Source organism: Amycolatopsis roodepoortensis, assembly GCF_024628825.1.
Lineage (GTDB): Bacteria > Actinomycetota > Actinomycetes > Mycobacteriales > Pseudonocardiaceae > Amycolatopsis > Amycolatopsis roodepoortensis.
Window position 1 is genome coordinate 9,178,926 of the sequence record NZ_CP102415.1, and the last position, 23,011, is coordinate 9,201,936.

Below are 23,011 nucleotides of genomic sequence, written 5' to 3' on the forward strand. Positions count from 1 at the left end.
GGCAGCTAGTCACCGTTGGGGGGAAGATGACAACGACACACGCCCCGATCACGAACTGGGCAGGGAACGTCACCTTTGACGTGAACCGCATGCACCGGCCGAAATCGGTCGACGAGTTGCGGCGCGTCGTGGCTCGCTCTCCGCGCGTTCGCGCGCTCGGTACCGGGCACTCGTTCAGCCGCGTGGCCGGTACCGAGCACGACCTCGTGCGACTGGACGGGTTGCCGCGCCGGGTGGTGATCGATCACGACGCGCGGACGGTGACCGTGAGCGGCGGCCTGCGGTACGCGGACCTGATCTACGTGCTGCACCGGCAGGGTTTCGCGCTCGCGAACCTGGCTTCGCTCCCGCATATCTCGATCGCCGGAGCGTGCGCGACCGGCACGCATGGTTCCGGCGACACGCAGCGGTGCCTCGCTTCTTCCGTCGCCGGGATGGAGCTCGTCGGCCCGGACGGTGATCTGATCGAGGTGAGCCGCGTGGCCGACGGGGACGAATTCGCGGGTTCGGTGGTGGCACTGGGAGCGCTCGGGGTCGTCACCAGGATGACCCTCGACATCGAGCCCGCTTTCGCCATGGCACAACGAGTTCACTTGCTCGTTCCACTGGACGAGGTGGCATCGTCGCTGGACGAGGTGTTCGGGGCCGCCTACAGCGTCAGCTTGTTCACCGACTGGCGCGACACCGGCGACGTCTGGTTGAAGCGCCGCCTCGGCAGGCCCGAGTCGGGCTGGGACGGCGGTCAGCGGGCCCAGGAACCCATGCATCCCGTGCCCGGCATGCCGGTCGAGCTCAGCACCGAGCAGCTGGACGTGGGCGGTCCGTGGCACGAGCGGTTGCCGCACTTCCGGCCCGAACTGACCCCGGGGGCCGGCGAGGAACTCCAGTCCGAGTTCTATCTGCCCCGCGCGGCCGCGCCGGCGGCGTTCGCCGCGATCCGCGAGATCGGCGAACTCGTGGCGCCGGTCATGCACATCGCGGAAGTGCGCACCGTACGCGGGGACGACCTGTGGCTGAGTCCCGCCTATCACCGGGACACCGTGACCTTCCACTTCACCTGGATCGACTACTTCGACGCCGTCGAGCCCGTGCTCGCGGAAGTGGAGAAGCGGCTGCTGCCACTCGGCGCCCGCCCGCATTGGGGCAAGTTGACCACGATGGCGCCTTCCGAGATCGCCGGCGTGCACGAGCGGGCCGCCGACTTCGCGCGGTTGATGCGCAAGTACGACCCCGAAGGCAAGTTCCGCAATGCCTTCGTGGAGGACATCTTCGGGCAGGGGTAGGCGTTCCTGCCGGCTGCTGCCATGACCGAGCCCCTGTCGCGAAGCTCTCCGCGACAGGGGCTCGGTCATGACATTCGTGCGAGGTCACCCATTCTGGCTGTCGCGCCAGGAGATCCATTCTCGCAGTGGTTTCAGGTCGTAGTCCGGGCCGTCGATGCCGACGGTGAACAAGGAAGCACCGAGCCCGCGCAACCGGGGGCCCAGCTCGTCCGGTCGACCGACGTGCGACGGGGTGCCGAACACCCCGGTGGAGATCTCGATCTCACCGGGGTCGCGCCCCACCGCGGCGCAGTGGCCCTTCAGTACGTTCACCTTGTGCGCCAGCGTTTCCGGGTCGTGAAAGCCGTGCCAGATGTCCGCGTGCTCGGCGACCAGCCTGAGGGTCTTCTTCTCCCCGACGCCACCGATCAGCATCGGGATCTTCCTGGTGGGTGGTGGATTCAGTTTGGCGAGCCTGGTTTCGACGCGGGGGAGCGACCGCGCCAGGTCGGCGAGCCTCGTGCCGTCGGTGCCGAACTCGTAGCCGTACTCGGCGTAATCCCGCTCGCACCAGCCCGAGCCGATGCCCAGGATCAGCCTGCCTTCACTGATGTGATCGACCGTACGCGCCATGTCGGCGAGCAGTTCCGGGTTCCGGTAACCGTTGCAGGACACCATCGGGCCGATCTCCACCCGGCTGGTCGACTCCGCCAGCGCGGCGAGCATGGTCCAGCATTCGAAATGCGGGCCGTCGGGATCGCCCCACAGCGGGAAGAAATGATCCCAGTTGAAGATGATGTCGACACCGAGCGCTTCGGCTTCCGCCGCGGTTTCCCGGATCTTCCGGTAGCCGGCGTGCTGGGGCTGCAACTGCAGTCCGATCCGGACGGGACGGCCGGTCACGACATCGCACCGTGTGCGGAGAACTCGGTGAAGTGCCGTTCCGCGAACAGTTCCGGCCTGTCGTCACCGAGTCCCAGCTCGCGGGCCCTGTTCAGGATGTGCCGCCAGTACGGCTTCACCGGCGGCCACCGCGTTCCGGTCTGGCAGTAGGAGCTGTCCACGAAGTACCGCGGTTTGGCCGACTGCCCCTCCTTCGTGCGGCGGGCGTGGAAGAGCGCCGAGTGCAGGACCACGGTCGAGCCGGGAGGAAGCCGGTCGATGACGACCTCGCCCGGTAGCACGGCGGTGCCCAGATGCGCCCGTGCCGACTTGCCCGCCTCTTCGAGATGGGAACCGGGCAGCACGACGAGCGAGGCCGTGTCCTCGGCGAGCCCGTCGAGATAGTGCAACGTGTGGACCATGAGGGGGGAACGGTCGCTTCCCTCACCCTGCTCGTAGTCGTGGTGCCACGGCTTCCCCGGCAGATCCGGGGCCTGCCGGTCACTGTGCAGGTGGTGGAACACGAACTCGGTGCCCAGCAGCGCTTCGAGCAGTTCCATGAGCGGCCGGTGGGTGATGAGCTCGCCATGGGCGGGCAGTTCCAGCTCCACGACCGGAGGCGACCCGTGGGTTTCCGGATCCTTCGCCGCGGCGATCGACTTCGCCCGCAAGCCGTCGTCGACCCACCGGTCGACCTCGGAGCGCATCCGGTTCACCAGCTCCGCCGGCAGGAATCCGGGCAGGATCAGGTAGCCGAGCCGGTGGAACCGGTCGAGTTCGGTGGCATCGAGCACAGGTGATGCCGAGGCCGGACGTCGATGAGTTGTCATGGTGTTCGGAACTCCCCTCTGTGGTGATTGGCAAGGGCTACGCGGCCGGGTCAGCGCGCGCTCGCCGTGTCCAGTCGTGACCACGCCTGCCAGGCGCTCCGCACCATGGCGTTGAGGTCGTGCCGTGCCTTCCAGGCGAGATCGTGCGCGATCTTGTCGACGTTCGCGACTATCTCGGGCGCGTCGCCCGGTCTCCGTGGAAGTGCGGTCACTTCGACGGGAAGGCCGGAGACGGCCCGGATCGCGTCGAGCACCTCCAGTACGGAGTAGCCGACGCCGGTGCCCACGTTGTAGATGTCCGCGGACTGCTGCCTTTCCAGCCGCTCGACGGCCGCGGCGTGGGCGTCGGCGACATCGGCGATGTGCACGTAGTCGCGCACTCCCGTGCCGTCCTTCGTCTGGTAGTCGATGCCGGTGACCATCGCGGGCCTGCCCGCGGTCACTTCCTGGAACACCAGCGGGAACAGGTTGTCGTTGCTGGTGTCGGCGAGCAAGGGGTGTACGGCGCCGACCACGTTGAAGTAGCGCAGGGCCACCCAGGACAGCCCGTTGGCCGTCCCCGCGGACCGGAGCAGCCATTCGCAGATCAGCTTTGTCTCGCCGTACGGGCTGATCGGGGCCGTCGGGGTCGTCTCGGTGACCAACGGGTTGTTCGGCACCCCGTAGACGGCGGCGCTCGACGAGAGCAGGAATCTCTTGACGCCCGTGTCGATCATCTCGTCGAGGAGTATCCGCATGCCTTCGACGTTGTCGCGGTAGTAGCGCCGCGGGTAGGCGACCGATTCGGTCGCCGATTTCCGCGCGGCCAGATGGATCACGCCGTCGACCCGGTGCTCACGCAACACCGCGCTCACGACTGTGCGATCGGCGACGGAACCGATGACCAGTGGCACGTCGCCGGGCACCCGTGCCGCGTCGCCGGTGGACAGGTCGTCCAGCGCCACGACACCGCGCCTGTCCGCGCGCAATCGCCGGATCACGTGAGAGCCGATGTATCCGGCGCCGCCGACCACCAGCCAGCTTCCGGGTTTCGCTGGCTTCACTGTCTCGCAGATCTTCATGCCCATCCCGCAGGTAAAGCCGGCGCGGACGAAGCCGACAGCACCAGCTTGCCTTAAGGCGGGCAATCTTGACAAGGAGAATTGACAATTTGGCAACATCGCCTGATTGTGGTCTCATTCGTCCTATGGTCAAGATGCATGCCGACGAGGCGGACATCGATGCCGGGCTCGTCCGGTCGCTGGTGCGCGCGCAATTCCCGCAGTGGGCGGGGCTGCCGGTGCGACGGTCGGCTTCCGGCGGCACGGTGAACGCGATCTACCGGCTCGGCGAACGGCTCAGCGTCCGGCTGCCCCTCACCCAAGGGGGCGTCGAGGATCTGCGCCGCGAACTGCGGTGGCTCCCACGGCTCGCGCCCCTCCTGCCGGTCGCCGTTCCCGAAGCCGTCGCGGTGGGTGAAGCCACGCGGGAATACCCCTGGCCGTGGGCGGTGTATCGCTGGATCGATGGCGAGCCGGCGATCGAAGGCCGGCTGGCCGGACCCGAGCGCGTCGCGCGCGACCTCGCGGCTTTCGTCCTCGCGATGCGCGAGGTCGATCTCCCCGGTGGCCCCGTCGCGCATCGCGGCGGGCCGCTCGCCGAGATCGATCGGGAAGTGCGCGCGGCGATGGAGAAGCTCCGCGGCACCGGCGAATCCTTCGACGCGGAAGCCGCGATGGCGGCCTGGGACCACGCGCTCGCCGTCCCTGGCTGGTCCGGGCCGCCGTGCTGGGTCCATTCCGACCTGATGCCGAGCAATCTGCTGGTCGCGGACGGCGGGCTCGCCGCCGTCCTCGACTTCGGCACCGTCGGAGTCGGTGATCCCGCCAGTGACCTCATTCCGGCCTGGAACCTGCTGACGCCACCGGCGCGGGAGACCTTCCGTGGCGAGGCCGGTGTCGACGCCGATACCTGGTCGCGCGGCCGCGGCTGGGCACTGGGCATGGCGATCGTCCAGCTCCCGTACTACCGCGCGACGAACCCGGTCATTTCCGCCAACGCCCGTTTCGTGGTTCGCCAGGTTCTCGCCGATTTCTCGTTGAGAGGATCGTGAAAGGGGGGAGTTCGGGCCGGAACGCGACTTGCCACTTGCGGCCAGGGGCTCGCCACGCCGAGTTTCCATGATTTGCCAGCGTTGTTGCCCCAGGGTAGGATGTCGGCAGTCGCGAACCGGGTTCGCGTGACGTCGATCGCTGATGGAGCGTGGGCAAGGTGTTGGAGCAGCCGCATTTCGGTAGGCGCTTACGGGACTTGCGCCTGGAGAAGGGGCTCACGCAGGCTGCGCTGGCCAGTGACGGCCTGTCGACCGGTTACCTGTCCCGGCTGGAGTCGGGTGATCGTCCGCCGACCCCGCGCGTGCTCAACTATCTGGTGGACCGGCTCGGCGTTTCGTCGTCGGCGTTCGAGAAGGCTTCCGAGTCCCGGCTCGCCGAGCAGCTCGCCACCGTCGTCTCGGCGAACGGTGTGGTGGACGACGTCGAAGCGCTCGCGGGGGCTTTGCGGGCCGATACCGGGAATCTGACGCTGCGCTGGCAGGCGCTGTGGCTGCTGGCGGCGGCGATGAACCAGCGCGGCGAGCACGAGGAACAACGTGAACTGCTGGCCGAACTGGTGGAGCTGAGCGACGAACTCGCGGTACTCGAACTGCGGGTCCGGTCCCGGGTGGAGCTCGCCGGCCTGTTCCGCGTGCTCGGCCGCAACGACGACGCCAGGACGACGGCGCTGGCGGCGGTCGAGTTGTGCCAGGACGGCGGGCTCCCGGTCGCGGACAAGGCGGCCGCGCTCATGACGCTCGTGGCCGCCGAAACGGAGGCCGGGCTGATCTCGGAAGCCCGGGCCCGCGCCGACGAGCTTTCCGCCCTCACCCGTGACGCGCCACCGGAAGTCCGGGCGAAGGCGTTGTGGACCGCGGCGTCGGTGTACAAGCGCCAGGGCGACGACGGCGGCGCGATGAAGTTGATGACCGAAGCGCTCGAACGGATCGACAGCAACCAGGACGTCATCCTGTGGCTGCGGCTCCGGCTCGCGGCGGCGTCGATGGAACTGCAGGGCCCCGATCCGGAAACCGAGCTCGCGGCACGGTGGCTCGACGAAGCGGCCGCAGCCGTGGTGCTGGTCGGTTCGGTGCAGCACGACCAGGAACTGCGCGCCCTGCGCGCACACCTCGCTTTCGCCGCGGGCAGCTTCGACGAGGCGGCCGAGCTGGCGGGCTCGGTCGGTGACGGTTCGCATCTGGCGTTCCGCGACCGGGTACGGCTGGACATGCTGCGCGGCCGGATCGCGATCCGGCGGGGAGACGTCGAGGCGGGCAGCCGCGAGCTGCAGGAGCTGGCCAGGCAGGCACAGGAGAGCCTCAACATCGATCTCGCGGCCGAGATCTGGCGAGCGCTCGCCGAATCGCTGACGTCGGATCGGTGAACCCGGCATCGCCGCGCCGAGGCAAGGTCAGCGCGGCTTAGGTCTCCTGTCCCCGTGTCGAGCGCGGGCGCGGTCAAGAGCGTGGTCCCGCGGACAGGCGGTCCAGGAAACAGCGGGCCAGTGAGGTGGCGACCCGGGAGGGAACCACCTCCGGGCGGTAGGCGATCTCGGCGCGGAGGCCGCCGTCTTCGTGCGGCCAGAGTTCGGTGTGCAGCTCCAGCGGCAGGTCGATATACGGCTGATGGAGGAAGGCGGTGCGCAGGCCCGCCAGTTCCAGCCGGGGGACCGGGTTGTCCTGTACGGCGAACATCGCCTGGAACAGCGGTGGCCGGGCCGATCGCGGCCGGTTCAGCCGGTTCAGGATGTCTCGTAAGGGGATCTCCTGCGTGGTGAACGCGCGCGTGACGATCCGCCCGATCAGCTCCGGATCGCCGTCCAGCGCGGCACCTCGCAAGCGAAGCGGGACGGTGGTGATGTGACAGCCGATCGCGTGCTCCAAGGCCGGATCCGCGCGCTGGGACACGGGCACGCCGACGGCGAAGTCGCGTTGCCCGGTGACCTCGGCCAGCGCGCTCGCCCAGTGCGCGAGCAGGACGACGAACCTGGTCCGGCCCGCCGCGGCCGCGAGGGTGTCCACCGCCGCGAGGATCCCGGGAGAGAGGATGACCTCCACCCTGCCCGGCTCCGTGCCCGCCTGCCGGGGCGCGTCCGGCCACCGAAGATCGGGAACGCCGTCGAATTCCTTCGCCAGCTGGGTTTCCTGCGGGAGGACGTCGTTGCGTGACAAGGCGGATCGGTGCCAGGCCTCGGCGAGGTCGGGCGGTTTCGGGAGGTCGCTCGTCGTGCCGTTGTAGGCGGCGGCCAGGTCACGGGCGAGGATCGACTGAGAGAACCCGTCGAAGGCGATGTGGTGGACCACGCAGCCGAACAGGGTCACCGTGCCCGCCTCGACCAGCGCCGTGCGCCACACCTCGCCCTTGGCCGGTTCCAGCCGTGCGGACAGAGTTTCCCTGAGCACCCGGATTCCGGCGTCCAGTGCCGGTTGCGGTGGCAGCTCCTCGAGTGCCGGCGGGGGCACGTCGTCCAGCCAGGCGGCGGGCCGGGGGTCGGCGGCGTAGGTCGCGCTGAGCGGCTCGTGCCGCCAATGCACTTCCTCGACGGCGGCTTGGAGCGCGGCGCGGTCGAGGTCGCCTTCGACCGACCAGAGCAGCAGGCAGTTCGCGGTCCGGTCGTCCGGCGTGAGCAGGTGCCGGGTCAGAAAGACCTCCTGCATCGGGGTGAGCGGTACTTCGACGGCGTCCGGTCGGACGTCCGCCGGTTCCGGGCAGGCGGAATCCAGCCAGGCGGCCAGACCGGCGGCGGTCGGATGCCGGTAGAGCCGCGAAACCGGGACAGGAGAGGCGGACCGAGCGGCCAAGCGCGCGCAGACCCGGCCCGCGCCCAATGAGTCGCCACCGAGCGCGAAGAACGACCGGCCGGCGGGCACGGACGTCCGGCCGAGTACCGCCGCGAACGTCTCCGCCACCAGGCGGACCGTGGGATCTTCATGGCGGAATCCGCCGGGCGCGGGTGCGTCCGTGAGCATCGCCAGCAACGCCCGCTCGTCGAGTTTTCCTTGTGCGGTGACCGGAAACGCGTCGACGCTGCGCACTTCCGCCGGACGTTGATAGGCGGCCATCGTGGACTCGAGCAGCTCCGGCACGCCTTCGAGCGGGTCCCCCGGTTCGGTGGGAACGCAGAACGCCACCAGATCCACCGCCGTTCCCGCGTCGTCCCGGCGGGCGAGCACACGGGCCTGACGCACCGGGCCGAGCCGCTCGATCCGGCGTTCGACCTCGGCGGGCTCGATCCGGTGGCCGCGGATCTTGAGCTGGCGGTCGGCCCGGCCACGGAACCGCAGCAGCCCGTCCTCGTCCCAGGCGCCGAGATCGCCGGTACGGTAGGCGCGGACTTCTTCTCCGTCGATCACGGTGTCGGCGAACTTTTCGGCCGTGAGCGCCGGATCGCCGAGATAGCCCAGCGCGAGCCCGGCACCGGACAGGCAGATCTCGCCGGTCTCGCCGACCGCGCAAGGCCTGCCGCCGTCGAGTACGTGCACCCCGGTGCCGGGAACGGGACGGCCGAGGGGGATGCCGTCCGGTCGCGCCGCGTCCTGCGCGGTGATCCGGTGCGTGGTGGCGAACACGACGCTTTCCACCGGCCCGTAGCCGTTGAACAGGGCTGTTTCCGGGTGCTCGCCGAGGAACCGGCCGACGTGCCGGGGCGAGAGGCGTTCCCCGCCGGTCATCACCTGGCGCAGACCGGAGAACGCGGCCGGGTCCTCGTCGACGATCATGTTGAACAGGCTGCTCGTGAGCCAGACCGAGTCGACCCCGTGTCCGGCGACGCCCGCCCTCAGCGCGGCCGAGGACAGATACGGCTCGTCGATGATCAGTGACGTACCGCCGTTCACCAGCACCGACCACAGCTCCAGGGAAAAGGCGTCCCAGGCCACCGGCGCCGCCAGCGGCATGACGGTGGTGGCGGTGAAGCGGGCGAATCCGTTGCGCTGGAACAGTCGCAGGGTCGCCCGGTGCGGGACCAGCACGCCTTTCGGACGGCCACTCGTACCGGAGGTGAAGAAGACATTGCTCGGATCCGTTCCGGCGACCGTCGCGGGCCGGAACGTGGGTGGCGGCTCGACCGGGTGCCGTGGTGGTGACCAGATTTGGAGCGCGGGATGGTTCGCGGTGTCCGAGATCAGCAGGCGCGCGTCGAGCAGGTCGATCACTTCGCCGACCCGTGCCTCCGGCCACGAGGGGTCGAGGAGGGCGTACGCCGCGCCGGTCTTGAGTACGGCGAGCAGCGCGAGGATCAGTTCCGGGCCCCTCGGCAGGACGATCGGGACCACGTCTCCCCGGCCCACTCCGGTTTCCGCCAGCAGCGCTCCCCAGGCGTCGGCTGTGCGATCGAGGTCGGCGTAGGTGATCCGCCTGCCGCCGGAAACGAGTGCGATCGCGTCCGGGCGGAGCAGCGCGACGCGCGCGACGGCTTGGTGCAGGCCTTCGCCAGGGGCGATGTTCGGGCGCCCCTTCGTCCATTTCGTGTCTGGCAGCACGGTGTCCCCTCGGTGGAGTCGCCAAGCGGCTGGGTTGCCAACCGAATGTCACAAGCTTGCCTTAAAGTTGTCTAGTGCGGCAACATGTGACCGACGACGGCTTGTCGGCCACCTGCTCCTCCGGCCTGGGAAAGGACCATGGCACTCACTCACATTTCCGCCCCTGACGGCGTTTTCCCCAGTGACGGCTACAGCCACGTCGTCACCGGCCCCGGCCGCGTGATCGCGCTGGCCGGTCAGATGCCGTTTTCTCCCGACGGCGAGATCGTCGGTGAAGGCGATCCCGCGAGACAGGCCCGGCAGGTGTTCGAGAACATGGGCCGCTGCCTGGCGGCGGCGGGGGCGTCCTTCGACGACATCGTCCGGCTCAACTACTACCTCACCGATATCAGTCAGGTTCCCGCGATTCTCGCCGTGCGCGACGAATTCATCGACACCACCCGCCCTCCCGCGAGCACCGTCGTCCAGGTGGTGGCGTTGTTCCGGCCGGAGCTCCTGATGGAGATCGACGGCCTCGCGATCCTCCCGGAGGGGTGACCGGGCGCGTCTGCGGGTGAGCACCGGACGACCGAATGAGGGTGACGGCGCCTGCCGTCACCCTCATTCGCTCGTCCGGTGGCCCGATGCTCAGATCGCGGCAGGCGCGCCGGCTCCGCCGGTCATTCGGCGCTGGTGCTGAACGAGTCGGCCTGTCCGCGCAACGGAACGCTCGGGCGGCCGTCGACGCCGACCGGAACGGTGCCGACGGAGGTGACCCGTTCTCCCCGGCGGTGTGCCTTGCCGTAGTCGTAGATGGCGTAGTGCATCGTCGACTGGTTGTCCCAGATGGCGAGGTCTCCCTGGCGCCAGCGCCAGCGCACGGTGTTCTCCGGCTTCGTCGCGTACTCGTGCAGCATGCGGATCAGGTCGCGGCCGGCCTGCGGGCTGTAGTCGATCACGCGGCGGGCGAAGCCACCGATCAGCAGCGATCGTTCCCCCGTCTCTGGATGTACGCGGACAGCGGGGTGCTCGGCTTCGAAGATCGAGGCGAGGTAGTTCGCGCGAAAACTCTGGTCGCCGTCGTAGGTGTCGTCGGTGTAGTCGGAGTCGTTCGAGTGCACGATCCGCAGTCCGTCGGCGAGGGTGCGCAGCCCCTCGGGAAGGCTGTCGTAGGCGATCGCGGTGTTCGCCCACAGGGTGTCCCCGCCCAGCGGGGGATTGACCTTGTTGTGCAGGAACGCGAACGAGGGCGGCTGCGCGAGGTAGGTCAGGTCGGTGTGCCAGTGGTTCGCCCTGGTGCCTTCGCCGCGCGAATCCATTTCCCGTACCAGCGGCCGTTCCTCCGGGCCGCCGTAGATCGGGTGCCCCAGCGTCAACGGGCCGAAGCGCTGGGCGAACGCCACCTGGCTGTCGTAGTCCAGGCCTTGATCCCGCAGGAACACCACCTTGTGGTCGAGCAACGCCTTGCGAACGCCGGCGATGGTCTGGTCGCTGAGCGGGCCGGTGGTGTCCACGCCGTGGATCTCGGCGCCGATGTTCCCGGCCAGCCGAGTGATCTCGATATCGGCCGGCGCGATGGTCTCGGTCATGGGGCAAGCCTTTCTCTGGGTGCTCGGACAGACGTCGAGGGAGGGCAGACCGGAGGTTCGGAGCCATGCTGCCAGAAATTGCCAAACTTGGCAATTTCCGATGGCTGGACGGTAAGTTCAGCGAGGGCGTGACCGAACTCGACGTGCGGTGGCAAGCGCAAACCGTTTGCTAATCCAGGTATGGGCTGGCAATATTTTTGCCATGCTGGGTGCCGAGGTTGGAGAAAGCACGGTTTCGCCGGGCGGCCGCCGGGTGCGCGTGGTACTGGCGGTGGATCAGCTGCTGGTCGCTCTCGGTCTGTTCAGCCTTTTCCCGGTGCTGGGCGTGATGCTGGCATCGCAGGGGTCGGCGTCGAACGCGGCCCTGGTCGGTGTGGGACTCTTCTGCTACACGGCTTCGGCGGGTCTTTCCGCTTTGTTGCTCAATCGATGGCTTCCCCGGCTGAGCTATCGGCACGGCATGGCGGGCAGCGCGCTGTTGTCGGCCGTGGCGTTCGGGCTGCTTCCTTACGTCCGTGCGGGCTGGGTGTTGTGCGGGCTGCTCGTACTCGCCGGGCTCGGCGTGAGTGTCCATTTTGTCCTGTCGAGGGTGTTCGTCGCCGAGCTGGTGCGAGACGACATCGGCCGTAACCGGATCTACTCCCTGCTGCAGATCGCGGTGAACGCCGCGGCCGCGGTGGGACCGCTCGTCGCGAGCGTGACGTTCGCCGCCGACCCGCGGTTGCTGCTCGCCATCGTTTCCCTGTGTTACGTCGGCGGTGCCGCATCGCTGTGCTTCGCCATGCCGTCCCGGGAATATCCGCCGCCCACCAGCGGCAGGTGGCCGGTGAGCCGGGCCGTCCTGGGGAGAGCCCTTCGCAGCGCGGAAATCGTGCGGGTGCTGGTGGTGTGCGTGGTCGGCGCGTTCGTCTACGCTCAGTTCTTCTCCGCCTTCGCGCTCTTCGTCGCCGACTCGTTCAGTTCGGTGGCTTTGCGCGCGGGTCTGCTCGCCGCTCCCGCGATACTGATCGTGCTGCTGCAGGCCGCCGTGACCAAGGTGGTCACCCGGTTGCTCGAGGCGGGGGTCAAACCGTTCACCGTGCTCGGTGCGGGGACCATGGTGTTCGGTGTGGCGATGCTGTTCCTGGGGGCGGGACTGCCGCTGGTGGCCGGGGCGGTTCTCGCGGCGGCGATGTTCTCCTTGGCGGAGATGCTGTTCACCCCGATGGTGAGCACGGCGTTCGCCGGGCTGCCGATCGAGTCCAGCCTGGAGTCGTTCAACCTGCGGCAGGTCTGCTGGACCGTCGGCGAGGCGCTCGGTTCGCTGGCGGGTGGCGGCCTTTACCTGTGGTTGCGGCTTCGCGGGGAAGCCTGGCTCTACTGGCATTTGCTCGCTTGGCCGACCTTGGCGGGCATCGGCGTCCTGTTGGTCGTTTCCGCCCGCCGCCGGGCTTGAGCCCGGACCGCGCGATCAGCCAGGAGTGAGCACGGTCTCGCTGGAGAACCACGAGGCGAGCCGCCGGATCCGGTCCGCGGTGTCGTGTTCGTCGGTCCCCTCGACCACGGCCGTTCCGGCGTGGATGTTGGACGCGGTGGAGGAGTCGGCCAGCGTGTCACCGGGGCGTGACCGCAGGGCGACATGGCGGACACCGGGCCGCGCGAGGATTTCCCGCTCGCCGGGACAAGAGCGCAGCGTGCCCGGCCCGGTGGCGAGGAAGACGTCTCCGAACCAGCCGTCCGCGACGTCGGGCGCCACGGCGGAGCCCAGTTCCAGCACTGCTCTCGCCCACTCGTCGTGCAGGTCCACCCCGTGCTGGAGGCGGATCATCTCGTCGAACGACCCGCCGGGGATCCGGCCACCGCATTCGCCGAACACCAGCCGGTCGTCGTTTTCGAAGACCTCCAGGTGGAACACCCCGTCGCGGTGCCGCAGCGCGGCCATGCAGCGATCGGCCAGTGCCCGGCAACGATCGTAGAGTTTGTCGCACGCCAGCGGATGCTGCACCACGGTCGCGACGATGCCGCCCTCGCGGATCGCCAGCACGTTGTCCAGGTAGCGGCCGACGGAGACGAACAGCACGCGGCCGTCGCGCACGATCCCGTCCACGTGCAGTTCGGGTCCGTCGATCCATTCCTCGGCGAGCCACGGCCCGGCCGCGACGTCCAGCTCGCGCGCCAGTTCGAGGCGGTCCGCCGGGGTGCGCCAAGCTCGCACGCCCCGAGTGCCGGAGTCGGCCAGCGGCTTGAGCGCCCCGCGCGACTGGTCGAACGCCGCCAGATCCCCAGGCTGGACCACGAGTGCCGACTCCGCGACGGGGATGCCGGCCGCCCGGATGCTTCGCTTCTGGAGATCCTTGTCGCGCAACAACAACGCGTCCGACGCGGAGTGTGGCGCCCGCGGCCCGCCGACCACGGAGGCGTTGACAAGGGTGAACTCGTATTGACTGCACACCACATCGAAGGCGTCGGCCGAGATCCCGCGGCGTTGCAGCCCGGCCAGGGTGGATTCGGTGTCGGCCGGATCCTGCACCGGCACGACGTGCGCGTCGTCGAGTACGCCCTCCCGGTCGCGATCTTCACCCGCGGCGAGTACGCAGGTGACCTCGGCGCCGAGCGCGTGCAGGGCCCGCACCGCTTCCGGACGCCAGCCGATGAGCAGGACATTCCCCTTCGCCATCAAGTGTCCTTCCTCCGCCCGGTCAGACGGATGCCAGCCGTACGGGCAGGGTTTCGGGTCCGCTGACGGCGATCGAGCGCACTCTGGCCGCGGGCCCGTCTTGTTCGATGCGGTGTGGTGTGTCGAGGAGTTCGGTGAGCAGGAGCTGGGCCTGTGCCCTGGCCAGGACGCTGCCGAGGCAGAAATGCTCGCCCCCGCCGAGCGCGAGATGGCGGTTCGGGGACCGCCCGATGTCGAAGCGGCCGGCCTCCGGGAACACCTCTTCGTCGCGGTTGGCCGAGGGGACCCACAGCACGACCCAGTCGCCCCTTTCGATCCGCTGCCCGCCGATCACCACCGGCTCCGTCACCGAACGCATGCTGTGGACCGCGCTGGAAGTCCAGCGCAGGATCTCCTCGATCGCCGGGGCCAGCAGATCGCGATCGGCTCGCAGCCGCTCCCATTCGCCGGGGTGTTCGAGGAAGGCCTCTATCCCGCCTGCCAGCGCCAGCCGTCCGTTTTCCGTGGCACCGACCAGATTCTCGCAGTTGAGGAGGATCTCCTCCTCGGGGAGCAGTTCTCCTTGAACGGTGTCCCCGGCCAGCAGGCTCACCACGTCGTCGGCGGGGCCGGACATCCTGGCGTACATCAGATCGATGAAGTACCGCATGAGTTCCTGGTGCGCGGCAAGGGAAACTCCCGCTTCGAACGCCTCGTTGGTCCACTGGTAGAGCTGTTCGTGATCCTCGTCGGGCACGCCCATGATGTGCCCGATCGTGTACATGGAAAGCCGTCCGACGACGTCGTGGACGAAGTCGAACCGCTCCCGCTCGATCGCATCGGCGAGGATCGTGCGCACGGCCTTGCGCATGTAGTCCTCCAGCTCCCGGACCGCGCGGGTGGTGAACCGGCCGGCGACCACGGCACGGAGATCCTTGTGCCGTGGCGGATCGGTCAGCGCCAGCGTCATTCCGGCGCCGGGATCCTCGCCGAACTTCGACGGGCGCAACAGCACCCCGCGCGCGGAGCTGAACACCTTCGGATCGCGATAGGCGGCACGCACGTCCTCGTATCTCGTCAGCGACCAGAACGCGGGAAGGTCGCTCGCTTCGTGCCGGTGCACCGGCGAGTGCCCGCGCATCCAGTGCCACACCGCGTGTGGATCGCCGTCCGCGTGCAGTGCGGGATCGGTGAGCCGGGCGGGATCGGTCATGGCTGGCTCCTCGGACGGGGAGGGTGGCTTGCCCGCACAGCGGGTTGCCAACTTCTGCCAACAAGGTTGCCATCGCTTAGTGCGAATGGCAATCTGTTGCCATGTATCCGTGCGTGAAGGGCCCGGAGGCGGGAACCGAAGGGGTGGGGAATGGAGCGCGACCGGTCCTTGGACCTTGCCGTCACCGGAATGGCGATCCGCGTGCCCGGCGCCGCCGACCTGGCCGCGTGGTGGGCGGCGCTGCTCGACGGCCGGACGCTGACCACCCGGCTGACCCGCGACGAGCTGTCCGAGGCCGGGGTGCCCGCGGATCTCGCGGATGACCCCGACTACGTCCCCGTCCGCGGCAGGCTGGCCGACGCGGACCGCTTCGACAACACCTTGTTACGGGTGGGTGCCCGCGACGCCGAACTGATGGATCCTCAGCACCGCCTGATGCTCGAGGTCGCGTGGGAGGCGATGGAGGACGCCGGTGCCTGCCGTCCCGGCGGCGACCGGGTGACCGCCGTGTTCGCGAGCGGCAGTGGCAGCGGCTACCTGCGCACCATGCTGGCCAACGGACCGCTGGACCCGCAGACCCTCGATCAGGCCATCCACGGCACCGACCCGGATTTCATCGCCAGCCTGGTCTCCTACAAGCTCGGGCTCACCGGGCTCGCGGTCGGGGTGCAGACCGCCTGTTCGTCGTCGTTGGTCGGGCTGCACCTCGCCGGGCAGGCGCTGCTGAACGGTGACTGCGACCAGGCCGTCGTCGTGGCCGCGGGCATCGACTTCCCGCAGGGCGGGCATTTGCACGTCCCCGGCGGCATCCAGTCGGCATCCGGCGACTGCCGCCCCTTCGACGAGAACGCCGATGGCGTCGTCGCGGGATCCGGTGTGGCGGCGGTGGTCCTGCGCCGCCTGTCCGACGTACTCGACGACGGTCCGCAGCCGCACGGCGTCATCCTCGGCTCGGCGGTCAACAACGACGGGATGGCGAAGGTCGGCTACTACGCCCCTTCGGCCGCCGGGCAGGAAGCGGTGATCCGCGCCGCGCTCGCGGCCGCCGACGTCGAGGCGGAGTCCCTCGGCTACCTCGAGGCCCACGCCACCGGAACCCGGGTCGGCGACCCCATCGAGTGGTCGGCGGCGTCGGCCGCGCTTTCCGGGATGGGTGCGGTGCCGGGGCAGGTGGCCGTCGGTGCGCTCAAGGCCAACATCGGGCACCTGGACTCCGCCTCCGGTCTCGCCTCGCTCATCAAGACGATGCTGGTGCTGCGGGACGGGCTCGTGCCGCCGGTGGCGGGCTTCACCCGGTTGAACCCGCTGCTCGAACCGGAGGATTCGCCGCTGTACGTCCCGACCACGTGTGAGAAATGGTCCGGCCCCGAGCCTCGCCGGGCCGGGGTGAGTTCGTTCGGTATCGGTGGCACGAACGCCCATGTCGTCCTCGAACAGGCACCCGTGCTCGCCGCGGACGGTGCCGACGTCGACGTCGACCGGCTGGTGGTGCTGTCCGCCGCGGACGCGGGGGCGCTCACCCGGTCTGCCGGGCGGCTTGCCACGTTCCTGTCCGCCGAGCGGCCGCCCGCCGGAGACGTCTCGTTCACCCTCGCCGCGGGCCGGGCCGAACTCGCCCACCGGCTGGCCGTGGCCGGCCGCGATCCGCTGGAACTCGCGGAACGCCTCACCAGTGGATCCGGGGTCGTGCGGGCCGAGCGCCCGGCCGAAGGCGGCGCGCCGGTGGTGTTCCTGTTCCCCGGCCAGGGCACTCAGCGGCCGGGGATGGCGGCCGCCTTCGCCGACGCGCTGCCCGGATTCGGCGAGGTGCTGGAACGGTGCCTCGACGCGTTCGCGCCGCCGCTCGCGGAGCGGGTGCGTGCCGCGTTGTCCGATCCGGGGTTCCCCGCGACCGAGCTGGCCGCGACCGATCTCGCCCAGCCCGCGCTGTTCGCGGTGGAGTACGCGGCCGCGGTGGGGCTGAGCGAGCTGGGTGTCGAGCCGGTCGCGCTCGCCGGGCACAGCCTCGGCGAGATCACCGCCGCCTGCTTCGCCGGGATTTTCGACCTTCGCAGCGCCGCCCGCTTCGTGGCCGCCCGCGGGCTCGCCATGCACCAGTGTCCACAGGGGACGATGCTCGCGCTCGGCTGTGACGGGGAAACGGCGATGGCGCTGGCAGTCGAGGCGGGCGCGGACGTGGAGCTCGCGTCGGCCAACGGACCGGACAGCTGTGTGCTGGCCGGCGCTTCGGACGAGGTGGCCGCCTTCCGGCGTTTTCTCGGCGATCGTGTGCACGCGAAGGTCCTGCACACCTCCCATGCCTTCCACACCAAGCTGATCGAGCCCGCTTTGCCCGCGCTGGCAAGGGAATTGGCAGGGGTGAAGTTCGGCAGCCCACGGCTGCCGCTCGTCTCGAACCGCACCGGCGAGCTGCTGGACCCGGGTGCGGTGATCGGCCCGCGCGATTATGTCGAGCAGGCCCGCCACCCGGTGCGGTTCGGCGACGGGCTCGCGGCGATCGCGCGGCGGTTCCCCGGTGCCCTGCTGGTCGAAGTCGGGCCGGGGCGGGCGTTGTCCGGGCTGGCCGAGGCGGTGGGCCTGGCCACCGTCCCGTTGTCGGCACAGCGGACGCCGGCCCCCGGACGTGAAGTGCTCGGCGCGCTCGGGGAGTTGTGGGTGCGCGGTCAGCCGCTCGCGATCACGTCCGTGTGCGCGGACGGACGTCGGATCCACCTGCCCGGGTACCCGTTCGGAGGACCGCGGTGGATGGCACCCGAGCTGGGGAGAAAGCCCGTCACCGCCGAAGAACCGGCGCCGGAGACCCCGGACACCGCGCCGCCGGGCCCGGCGGAACTGCTGACCGCGCTGTGGCAGGAGTTGCTCGGTACACCGGAGGTCGGCGCGGAGTCGGACTTCTTCGAGCTGGGCGGTGATTCGCTGCTGATCACGCATCTCGCCCGGCGCGTCCACCAGAGACTGGGGGTGCGGGTGCCGTTGCGGGCGATGCTCGCGGGCCGCACCCTCGGCCGTCAGATCGCCGTCCTGACCGAAAGCCTGCGGCGGGCGGAACCACCCGGTGGTCCTGCCGTGGCCCCCGGCCCGAACACCGCATCCGACCATCGCCGGAGGAGTTGTGATGTTCTCGTTGCGACAGAGTGACCGCCTGCGCGAAACCTGGCACCGGACCGACAGCCCGGAAGCCGACGTGCTGGCCCTTGGCCACGCCCCGCCACCGGACTACGAGCCCCGGCCCGTGCACGAACTGGTCGCGGACTTCGCGCGGCGCACGCCGGATGCCGTCGCCGTCCGGTCCGGCCGGGAAGCGCTCGGTTACGCCGAACTCGACGAGTGGGCCGGGCGCGTCGCGGCTCGGGTGCTCGCGGCGGGAGCGGGTCCGGGCAGCCGGGTCGCCGTGCTGGTGCCGCCGTCCGCGGCGATGATCGCCGCCGTGCTCGGCGTGCTTCGGGCGGGCGCCGCCTACGTCCCGGTGGACCTCGCCCAGCCCCGCCGCCGCGTTGCCGCGGTGCTGGAAGACTCAGGGGCCGAGATCGCCGTGGTCGCCGCCGAGTCGGCTTACCGCCTCGACGGGCTCGACGTGCGGCTGGTGCCCGCCGAACACGACGGCCCGGCACCGGACGCGACCCTTCCCGTGGCCGGGATCGGCGACCCCGCCTACGTCATCTACACCTCGGGCAGCACCGGTGAGCCGAAAGGCGTTCTGGTCGACCACGGCGCTCTCGCCGCTTCGACGGCGGCCCGCAGGTCCGTCTATCCCGGGCGTTCCGTGTTCTTGCTGGTCTCCCCGCTGGCCTTCGATTCGTCGGTGGCGGGGTTGTGGGGCACCTTGACGGCAGGCGGCACCTTGGTCGTTGCCGGACCCGACGAGGTCAGTGACCCGGCGCGGCTGGTCGACCTCATCGACACGCACCGGGTGACCAGGTTCCTGTGCGTGCCCTCCCTCTACGGTGTGCTGCTGGACGCGGCCGAACGTGCCGGAGGGAACCGCCTGTCGACCGTCGACACCGTGATCGTCGCGGGGGAGGCGTTGCCGGAACCGTTGGTACAGCGGCATTTCGCCTGGCACAGCCGCTCTGTCGCGCTAATCAACGAGTACGGTCCGACCGAGGCCACCGTCTGGGCGAGCTACCGCAGGTTCGACCGCCCCGGCCCGGTCTCCATCGGCGTTCCGGTGCCGGGCGCCCGCCTTTACGTGCTCGACGAAGAAGGACTTCCACAGCCGAGAGGCGTGGCCGGTGAGCTGTACATCGGCGGGACGGGCGTGGCTCTCGGCTATCTCGGCCGTCCCGAAGCGACCACCCGCGTGTTCACCGGCGACCCGTTCGCCGGCGTGGAAGGCGCGCGGATGTACCGCACCGGTGACCGGGCTCGCTGGAACGACGACGGCACCCTGGACTTTCTCGGCCGGAGCGACCACCAGGTCAAGATCCGCGGGCACCGGGTGGAACTCGGCGCGGTCGAGACGGCCCTGCTCGGCGCGCCGGGTGTGCGGGCGGGCGCGGTTTCGCCGGACTCCGGACTGACCCGGCTGGTGGCGTTCGTAGTCGCGTCTCCCGGGGCAAGCGCGGACTCGCTGCGCGCACACCTGGCCGAACGGCTGGGCCCCGCCGCGCTGCCCAGCCGGTTCGAGCTGGTCGACACCTTGCCGGTCACCGTCACCGGCAAGCTCGACCGCGTCGGGCTACGCGAGGCGGCGGACGAGGTCCTGCGGCGGCCCGGCCCGGCAGGCGACGGCCACCGGACGACCGAGGGAATGCCCGCCAGGGTGGCGGCGGCGTGGGCCGAGGTCCTCCAGCTTCCCGACGTGCCCGTCGACGTCAACTTCTTCGACCTCGGCGGTCATTCGCTGACCCTGTTCCAGTTGCAGAACGCTCTGGAACAGCACACCGGGACCCGCCCGTCGGTCGTGACGTTGTTCCGGCACACCACCGTGTCCGCGCAGGCCGAGCTGATCAGCGGGGGCGGCAGGGGAGCGCAGGGCGCGTCGGCCGAGCAGCGTCAGGCCGCGGCCCGGCGCGCCCGTGCCCTGCGGGCCAGAAGGCAGCGCGCGACCGAGGGACCGGCCCGATGACCGGGGCCGCCACGCTTTGGCTGCACCGGACGGTCGAACGGCCGCTGGCGAAAGCGAGGCTCGTCTGCTTCCCCCATGCCGGCGGATCGGCGTCGTTCTTCCGTGACTGGGGCGCGAAGCTGCACGACGTCGAGGTGTTCGCGGTGTGCTACCCGGGCCGCGCGGAGCGGATCGCCGAGGAGCCGCCGACGGATCTGATCCGGCTCGGCAGGGACATCGCCGACGCGGTGGCGGCGCTCGGCGACGACCTGCCCGTTTCCTTGTTCGGGCACAGCCTCGGCGCGGTGGTCGCGCTGGAAACCGCCCGGCGGCTGGAAGAACTCGGCCGCGGCCCGGCGCGACTGTTCGCCTCCGGGTCGCGGGACGCCCCGCTGCCCGACGCCGGCGAGTACGAGGACCCGGCGCCGGAATCGGTCGCCCAGCGGCTGATCGAGCTCGGCGGCACCGACGCCGAGCTGGCCGCGGACCCGTACTTCCAGGAGCTGGTGCTGCCCTACATCATCGGCGATGGCGCGATGTTCCACGCCTACGCCAATCCACTGAAACCGATCCTGCGGTGCCCGGTCACGACGATCTTCGGCGATGAGGACGTCGACGCCGATCGCAGGCCGTGGCGCGAGCTGACCGCGTCGACCCTGGACGAGCACGTCGTACCGGGCGACCACTTCTATCTGACCCCGAGACCGCCATACGCCCTGCTCCAGCGCTACCTGGACCCGGCGTCGAACCCGGCAGGAGCGGAATGACCGGCACGAAACCCCACCCCGGTTCCGAAGACACGCGTGTCGGCCCGCCACCCCCGCTCGACCACGAGCTGGCCGCGCCGCTGCGGGACATTCTCGCGGATCTGGGCGGGCCGCTGACACCGGAACTCTTCGCCGACCGCCGGGCGCGGACCGTGGCGGGGAGCCTGTCGGACGAGGACATCCGGCGCGGCGGCGCGTTCGAACTCCGGGAGCTGCGGGTGCCGGGGCCACCGGACGCACCGGAGGTCCCCGTGCTCGTATGCCTGCCGACCGGGAGCCCAGGACCGCATCCGGTGCTCTACAACACGCACGGCGGCGGAATGGTCGCGGGCAACAACCGGACCGTCGAACTCGCCGGCGAGCTCGACCGCGCCCAGGAACTCCAGCTCGCCGTGGTCGCGGTGGATTACCGGCTGGCACCGGAAAACCCGGACCCCGCACCGCTGGAGGACTGCTACGCCGTGCTGGAGTGGGTGGCCGCGGCCGCCGGCGAACACGGATTCGACCCGGCCAGGATTGTCATCACTGGCAACAGCGCGGGTGGCTGCCTCGCGGCCGGGGTCAGCCTGCTCGCCCGCGACCGGGGCGGGCCCGCGCTGCTGGGACAGATGCTGCAATGCCCGATGCTCGACGACCGGTGTGACACGCCGTCCTCGTTCCAGATGGAGGGCGTCGGCCTGTGGGACCGGCTCTCCGACCTCGCGGGCTGGACGGCGCTGCTGGGCGAGCGCCGGGGCACCGACGACGTTTCCCCTTACACCGCACCGGCGAGGGCGGACGACCTGGCGGGCCTGCCCCCCGCGTTCATCGACGTCGGTTCGGTGGAGGCCCTGCGTGACGAAGCGGTGCGGTACGCGAGCCGGATCTGGCAGGCGGGTGGCGAGGCCGAACTGCACGTCTGGTCCGGTGCGTTCCACAGTTTCGACGAATGGGTGCCGGACGCCGTCGTCTCGAAAACCGCCCAGCGTGCGCGGCTCGACTGGCTGCGCCGTCTGCTGGCACGGTAGATCATGAGCGTGTCAGACGAGCCTCGCCTGTTGTTCGTCGGCGGTGCGGGCCCCATCTCCTCGAGCCGGGACATCGTCTCCGACGCCCTGAACCAGGCACGTGCCCGCGGAATCCGCACCCACATCCTCAGCCGGGCCGAACTGCTGGCCGAGACCAAGGAGGTCACCGCGCTCGCCGACGAGGTGTCCGTGGTGGATCCCGATGACCCGGTGGCCTGCGCGCGATGGGCGCGTGAGCGGTTCGCGGCGGGCGACCGGTTCGAGCTGGTGCTGGGACTGCGGGACACCGTGCTCGCCGCGGTCGCCGAATGCGCACGGGTCTTCGGTGCGGTGGGGAACTCGCCGAACGCCGTTTCCCGCGTCCGCAACAAGGACACCTGCCGGGAGGCGCTCGCCGCGGCCGGGTTCCGCCAGCCGTCGGTGCGGCTGTGCGCCGGCGCCGGCCAGGCGGCCGAATTCCTCGCCGCCTCCACCGGCCCGTGGGTGGTCAAGCCCCGAGACGGCATGGCCAGCATCGGCGTGCGGAAGGTGTCCGCGCCCGCCGATCTCCCCGCCGCGATCGAGGCACTACCCGATCGCGAACTGTTCCTCGTCGAGGAATTCGTGTCCGGTCCCGAATTCAGCGTGGAAGGGGTCTTCCTCGGCGGGCGGCCGCGTGTTCTCGCGGTGACTGAGAAGGAAAAGCTGCCACCACCGCATTTCGTCGAGAGCGGGCATCTGCTTCCCGCGGACCTGCCGGAGGAGTGCACCCGGGAGATCGAGCGGCAGGTCACCGCCGCGCTCACCGCGCTCGGCCTGTGTTTCGGCGTCTTCCACGTCGAATTGTGGCTGTGTGCCGGGGAAGTCGTGCTCGGCGAAGTGCACGTCCGGCCCGGCGGGGACTGGTTGCACCGGCTGCTCGCGCACGCCATTCCCGGTCTGGAGCTGTTCGGCCTGATCTTCGACGATCTGCTCGGACGCCCGTCCACCGGGTGCCCGGCGCCCAGCCGCGCGGGAGCGGCCCGCTTTTTCACCGCGCGGCCAGGGCGCCTGGTCCGGATCGAGGGCTGGGAGCGGGTGCGGGATCATCCGGCCGTGCTGCACGCCGAACTGACCGTCCGTCCCGGAGACCGGATCGGCCCGGTGCACCAGTCCGGCGACCGGGCAGGCGTCGTGGTGGTCGGTGCGGACACCCCGGAAGCCGCCCGCGACCTCGCGCGGAGGCTGGCCGGTGCGGTGCGGTTCACCGTCGATGGAGACTGATACAG

17 protein-coding genes are annotated in these 23,011 nt (G+C 70.1%); 10 read left to right on the forward strand and 7 right to left on the reverse strand.

What is annotated here, in order from left to right; all coding sequences use genetic code 11:
- Window positions 1-26 precede the first annotated feature (26 nt).
- Complete coding sequence (locus NQK81_RS43810) at window positions 27-1,283, forward strand: FAD-binding protein (protein WP_257486210.1); 1,257 nt, start codon at window positions 27-29, stop codon at window positions 1,281-1,283.
- Between the two features lie 84 nt (window positions 1,284-1,367).
- On the opposite strand, the gene NQK81_RS43815 is transcribed toward NQK81_RS43810, so the two are convergent.
- The 3 genes from NQK81_RS43815 to galE are packed head-to-tail and all read right to left on the reverse strand — an operon-like array spanning window position 1,368 to window position 4,035.
- Entirely contained in the window at window positions 1,368-2,165 is a 798-nt protein-coding gene (locus NQK81_RS43815) for an LLM class F420-dependent oxidoreductase (RefSeq protein WP_257486211.1), read from the reverse strand.
- Window positions 2,162-2,974 (reverse strand): phytanoyl-CoA dioxygenase family protein, encoded by an 813-nt coding sequence (locus NQK81_RS43820; protein WP_257486212.1) that lies wholly within the window; start codon window positions 2,972-2,974, stop codon window positions 2,162-2,164. The genes NQK81_RS43815 and NQK81_RS43820 overlap by 4 nt, the downstream gene beginning before the upstream one ends.
- A 50-nt stretch (window positions 2,975-3,024) precedes the next feature.
- Window positions 3,025-4,035: a UDP-glucose 4-epimerase GalE gene (galE, locus tag NQK81_RS43825; protein ID WP_257486213.1), complete on the reverse strand. Its 1,011-nt coding sequence runs from the start codon at window positions 4,033-4,035 to the stop codon at window positions 3,025-3,027.
- 125 nt (window positions 4,036-4,160) lie between these two features.
- On the opposite strand from galE, the gene NQK81_RS43830 reads away from it, so the two are divergent.
- Window positions 4,161-5,066, forward strand: a complete 906-nt coding sequence (locus NQK81_RS43830; protein WP_257486214.1) for an aminoglycoside phosphotransferase family protein — start codon at window positions 4,161-4,163, stop codon at window positions 5,064-5,066.
- 197 nt (window positions 5,067-5,263) lie between these two features.
- Window positions 5,264-6,430 (forward strand): helix-turn-helix domain-containing protein, encoded by a 1,167-nt coding sequence (locus tag NQK81_RS43835; RefSeq protein WP_257486215.1) that lies wholly within the window; start codon window positions 5,264-5,266, stop codon window positions 6,428-6,430.
- A 73-nt stretch (window positions 6,431-6,503) separates the two neighbouring features.
- Here NQK81_RS43835 and NQK81_RS43840 read toward each other — a convergent pair whose 3' ends face one another.
- Entirely contained in the window at window positions 6,504-9,527 is a 3,024-nt protein-coding gene (locus tag NQK81_RS43840) for a non-ribosomal peptide synthetase (RefSeq protein ID WP_257486216.1), read from the reverse strand.
- A 138-nt stretch (window positions 9,528-9,665) separates the two neighbouring features.
- Between NQK81_RS43840 and NQK81_RS43845 the strand changes: the two genes are divergently transcribed.
- Window positions 9,666-10,064: a RidA family protein gene (locus NQK81_RS43845; RefSeq protein WP_257486217.1), complete on the forward strand. Its 399-nt coding sequence runs from the start codon at window positions 9,666-9,668 to the stop codon at window positions 10,062-10,064.
- Window positions 10,065-10,186: 122 nt separating this feature from the next.
- Here NQK81_RS43845 and NQK81_RS43850 read toward each other — a convergent pair whose 3' ends face one another.
- Entirely contained in the window at window positions 10,187-11,095 is a 909-nt protein-coding gene (locus NQK81_RS43850; RefSeq protein WP_257486218.1) for a TauD/TfdA dioxygenase family protein, read from the reverse strand.
- 202 nt (window positions 11,096-11,297) lie between these two features.
- Between NQK81_RS43850 and NQK81_RS43855 the strand changes: the two genes are divergently transcribed.
- Window positions 11,298-12,530, forward strand: coding sequence for an MFS transporter (locus NQK81_RS43855; protein WP_257486219.1), 1,233 nt, complete (start codon window positions 11,298-11,300; stop codon window positions 12,528-12,530).
- Window positions 12,531-12,545: 15 nt separating this feature from the next.
- Here the strand turns inward: NQK81_RS43855 and NQK81_RS43860 are convergent, their stop codons facing one another.
- Together NQK81_RS43860 and NQK81_RS43865 are read right to left on the reverse strand one after the other, a co-directional pair.
- The gene (locus tag NQK81_RS43860) at window positions 12,546-13,751 is read right to left on the reverse strand and encodes an ATP-grasp domain-containing protein (RefSeq protein WP_257486220.1); all 1,206 of its coding nucleotides are present in this window, start codon (window positions 13,749-13,751) and stop codon (window positions 12,546-12,548) included.
- A 22-nt stretch (window positions 13,752-13,773) separates the two neighbouring features.
- On the reverse strand, window positions 13,774-14,943 hold the full coding sequence (locus tag NQK81_RS43865; RefSeq protein ID WP_257486221.1) for a cytochrome P450: 1,170 nt from the start codon (window positions 14,941-14,943) through the stop codon (window positions 13,774-13,776).
- Window positions 14,944-15,093: 150 nt separating this feature from the next.
- Between NQK81_RS43865 and NQK81_RS43870 the strand changes: the two genes are divergently transcribed.
- The 5 genes from NQK81_RS43870 to NQK81_RS43890 are packed head-to-tail and all read left to right on the forward strand — an operon-like array spanning window position 15,094 to window position 23,006.
- Window positions 15,094-18,081 carry a type I polyketide synthase gene (locus NQK81_RS43870; RefSeq protein ID WP_257486222.1) on the forward strand — a complete coding sequence of 996 codons (2,988 nt, stop codon included), beginning with the start codon at window positions 15,094-15,096 and terminating at the stop codon, window positions 18,079-18,081.
- Complete coding sequence (locus NQK81_RS43875; protein ID WP_257486223.1) at window positions 18,059-20,011, forward strand: non-ribosomal peptide synthetase; 1,953 nt, start codon at window positions 18,059-18,061, stop codon at window positions 20,009-20,011. The genes NQK81_RS43870 and NQK81_RS43875 overlap by 23 nt, the downstream gene beginning before the upstream one ends.
- Window positions 20,008-20,757 (forward strand): thioesterase II family protein, encoded by a 750-nt coding sequence (locus tag NQK81_RS43880; protein WP_257486224.1) that lies wholly within the window; start codon window positions 20,008-20,010, stop codon window positions 20,755-20,757. Before NQK81_RS43875 ends, NQK81_RS43880 begins: the two co-directional genes overlap by 4 nt.
- A complete protein-coding gene (locus NQK81_RS43885; RefSeq protein ID WP_257486225.1) occupies window positions 20,754-21,764 on the forward strand; it encodes an alpha/beta hydrolase in 1,011 nt (336 codons plus the stop codon). The genes NQK81_RS43880 and NQK81_RS43885 overlap by 4 nt, the downstream gene beginning before the upstream one ends.
- Window positions 21,765-21,767: 3 nt before the next feature.
- Entirely contained in the window at window positions 21,768-23,006 is a 1,239-nt protein-coding gene (locus tag NQK81_RS43890; protein ID WP_257486226.1) for an ATP-grasp domain-containing protein, read from the forward strand.
- The last annotated feature ends 5 nt before the right edge of the window (window positions 23,007-23,011 follow it).

What these genes read in the sequence shown, in the direction of transcription:
- NQK81_RS43810 (WP_257486210.1), top strand. Translation starts at nt 27, where the DNA reads ATGACAACGACACACGCCCCGATCACGAACTGGGCAGGGAACGTCACC.
- NQK81_RS43820 (WP_257486212.1), bottom strand. Translation starts at nt 2,974, where the DNA reads ATGACAACTCATCGACGTCCGGCCTCGGCATCACCTGTGCTCGATGCC.
- galE (WP_257486213.1), bottom strand. Translation starts at nt 4,035, where the DNA reads ATGAAGATCTGCGAGACAGTGAAGCCAGCGAAACCCGGAAGCTGGCTG.
- NQK81_RS43830 (WP_257486214.1), top strand. Translation starts at nt 4,161, where the DNA reads ATGGTCAAGATGCATGCCGACGAGGCGGACATCGATGCCGGGCTCGTC.
- NQK81_RS43845 (WP_257486217.1), top strand. Translation starts at nt 9,666, where the DNA reads ATGGCACTCACTCACATTTCCGCCCCTGACGGCGTTTTCCCCAGTGAC.
- NQK81_RS43850 (WP_257486218.1), bottom strand. Translation starts at nt 11,095, where the DNA reads ATGACCGAGACCATCGCGCCGGCCGATATCGAGATCACTCGGCTGGCC.
- NQK81_RS43855 (WP_257486219.1), top strand. Translation starts at nt 11,298, where the DNA reads ATGCTGGGTGCCGAGGTTGGAGAAAGCACGGTTTCGCCGGGCGGCCGC.
- NQK81_RS43860 (WP_257486220.1), bottom strand. Translation starts at nt 13,751, where the DNA reads ATGGCGAAGGGGAATGTCCTGCTCATCGGCTGGCGTCCGGAAGCGGTG.
- NQK81_RS43865 (WP_257486221.1), bottom strand. Translation starts at nt 14,943, where the DNA reads ATGACCGATCCCGCCCGGCTCACCGATCCCGCACTGCACGCGGACGGC.
- NQK81_RS43870 (WP_257486222.1), top strand. Translation starts at nt 15,094, where the DNA reads ATGGAGCGCGACCGGTCCTTGGACCTTGCCGTCACCGGAATGGCGATC.
- NQK81_RS43875 (WP_257486223.1), top strand. Translation starts at nt 18,059, where the DNA reads ATGTTCTCGTTGCGACAGAGTGACCGCCTGCGCGAAACCTGGCACCGG.
- NQK81_RS43880 (WP_257486224.1), top strand. Translation starts at nt 20,008, where the DNA reads ATGACCGGGGCCGCCACGCTTTGGCTGCACCGGACGGTCGAACGGCCG.
- NQK81_RS43885 (WP_257486225.1), top strand. Translation starts at nt 20,754, where the DNA reads ATGACCGGCACGAAACCCCACCCCGGTTCCGAAGACACGCGTGTCGGC.
- NQK81_RS43890 (WP_257486226.1), top strand. Translation starts at nt 21,768, where the DNA reads ATGAGCGTGTCAGACGAGCCTCGCCTGTTGTTCGTCGGCGGTGCGGGC.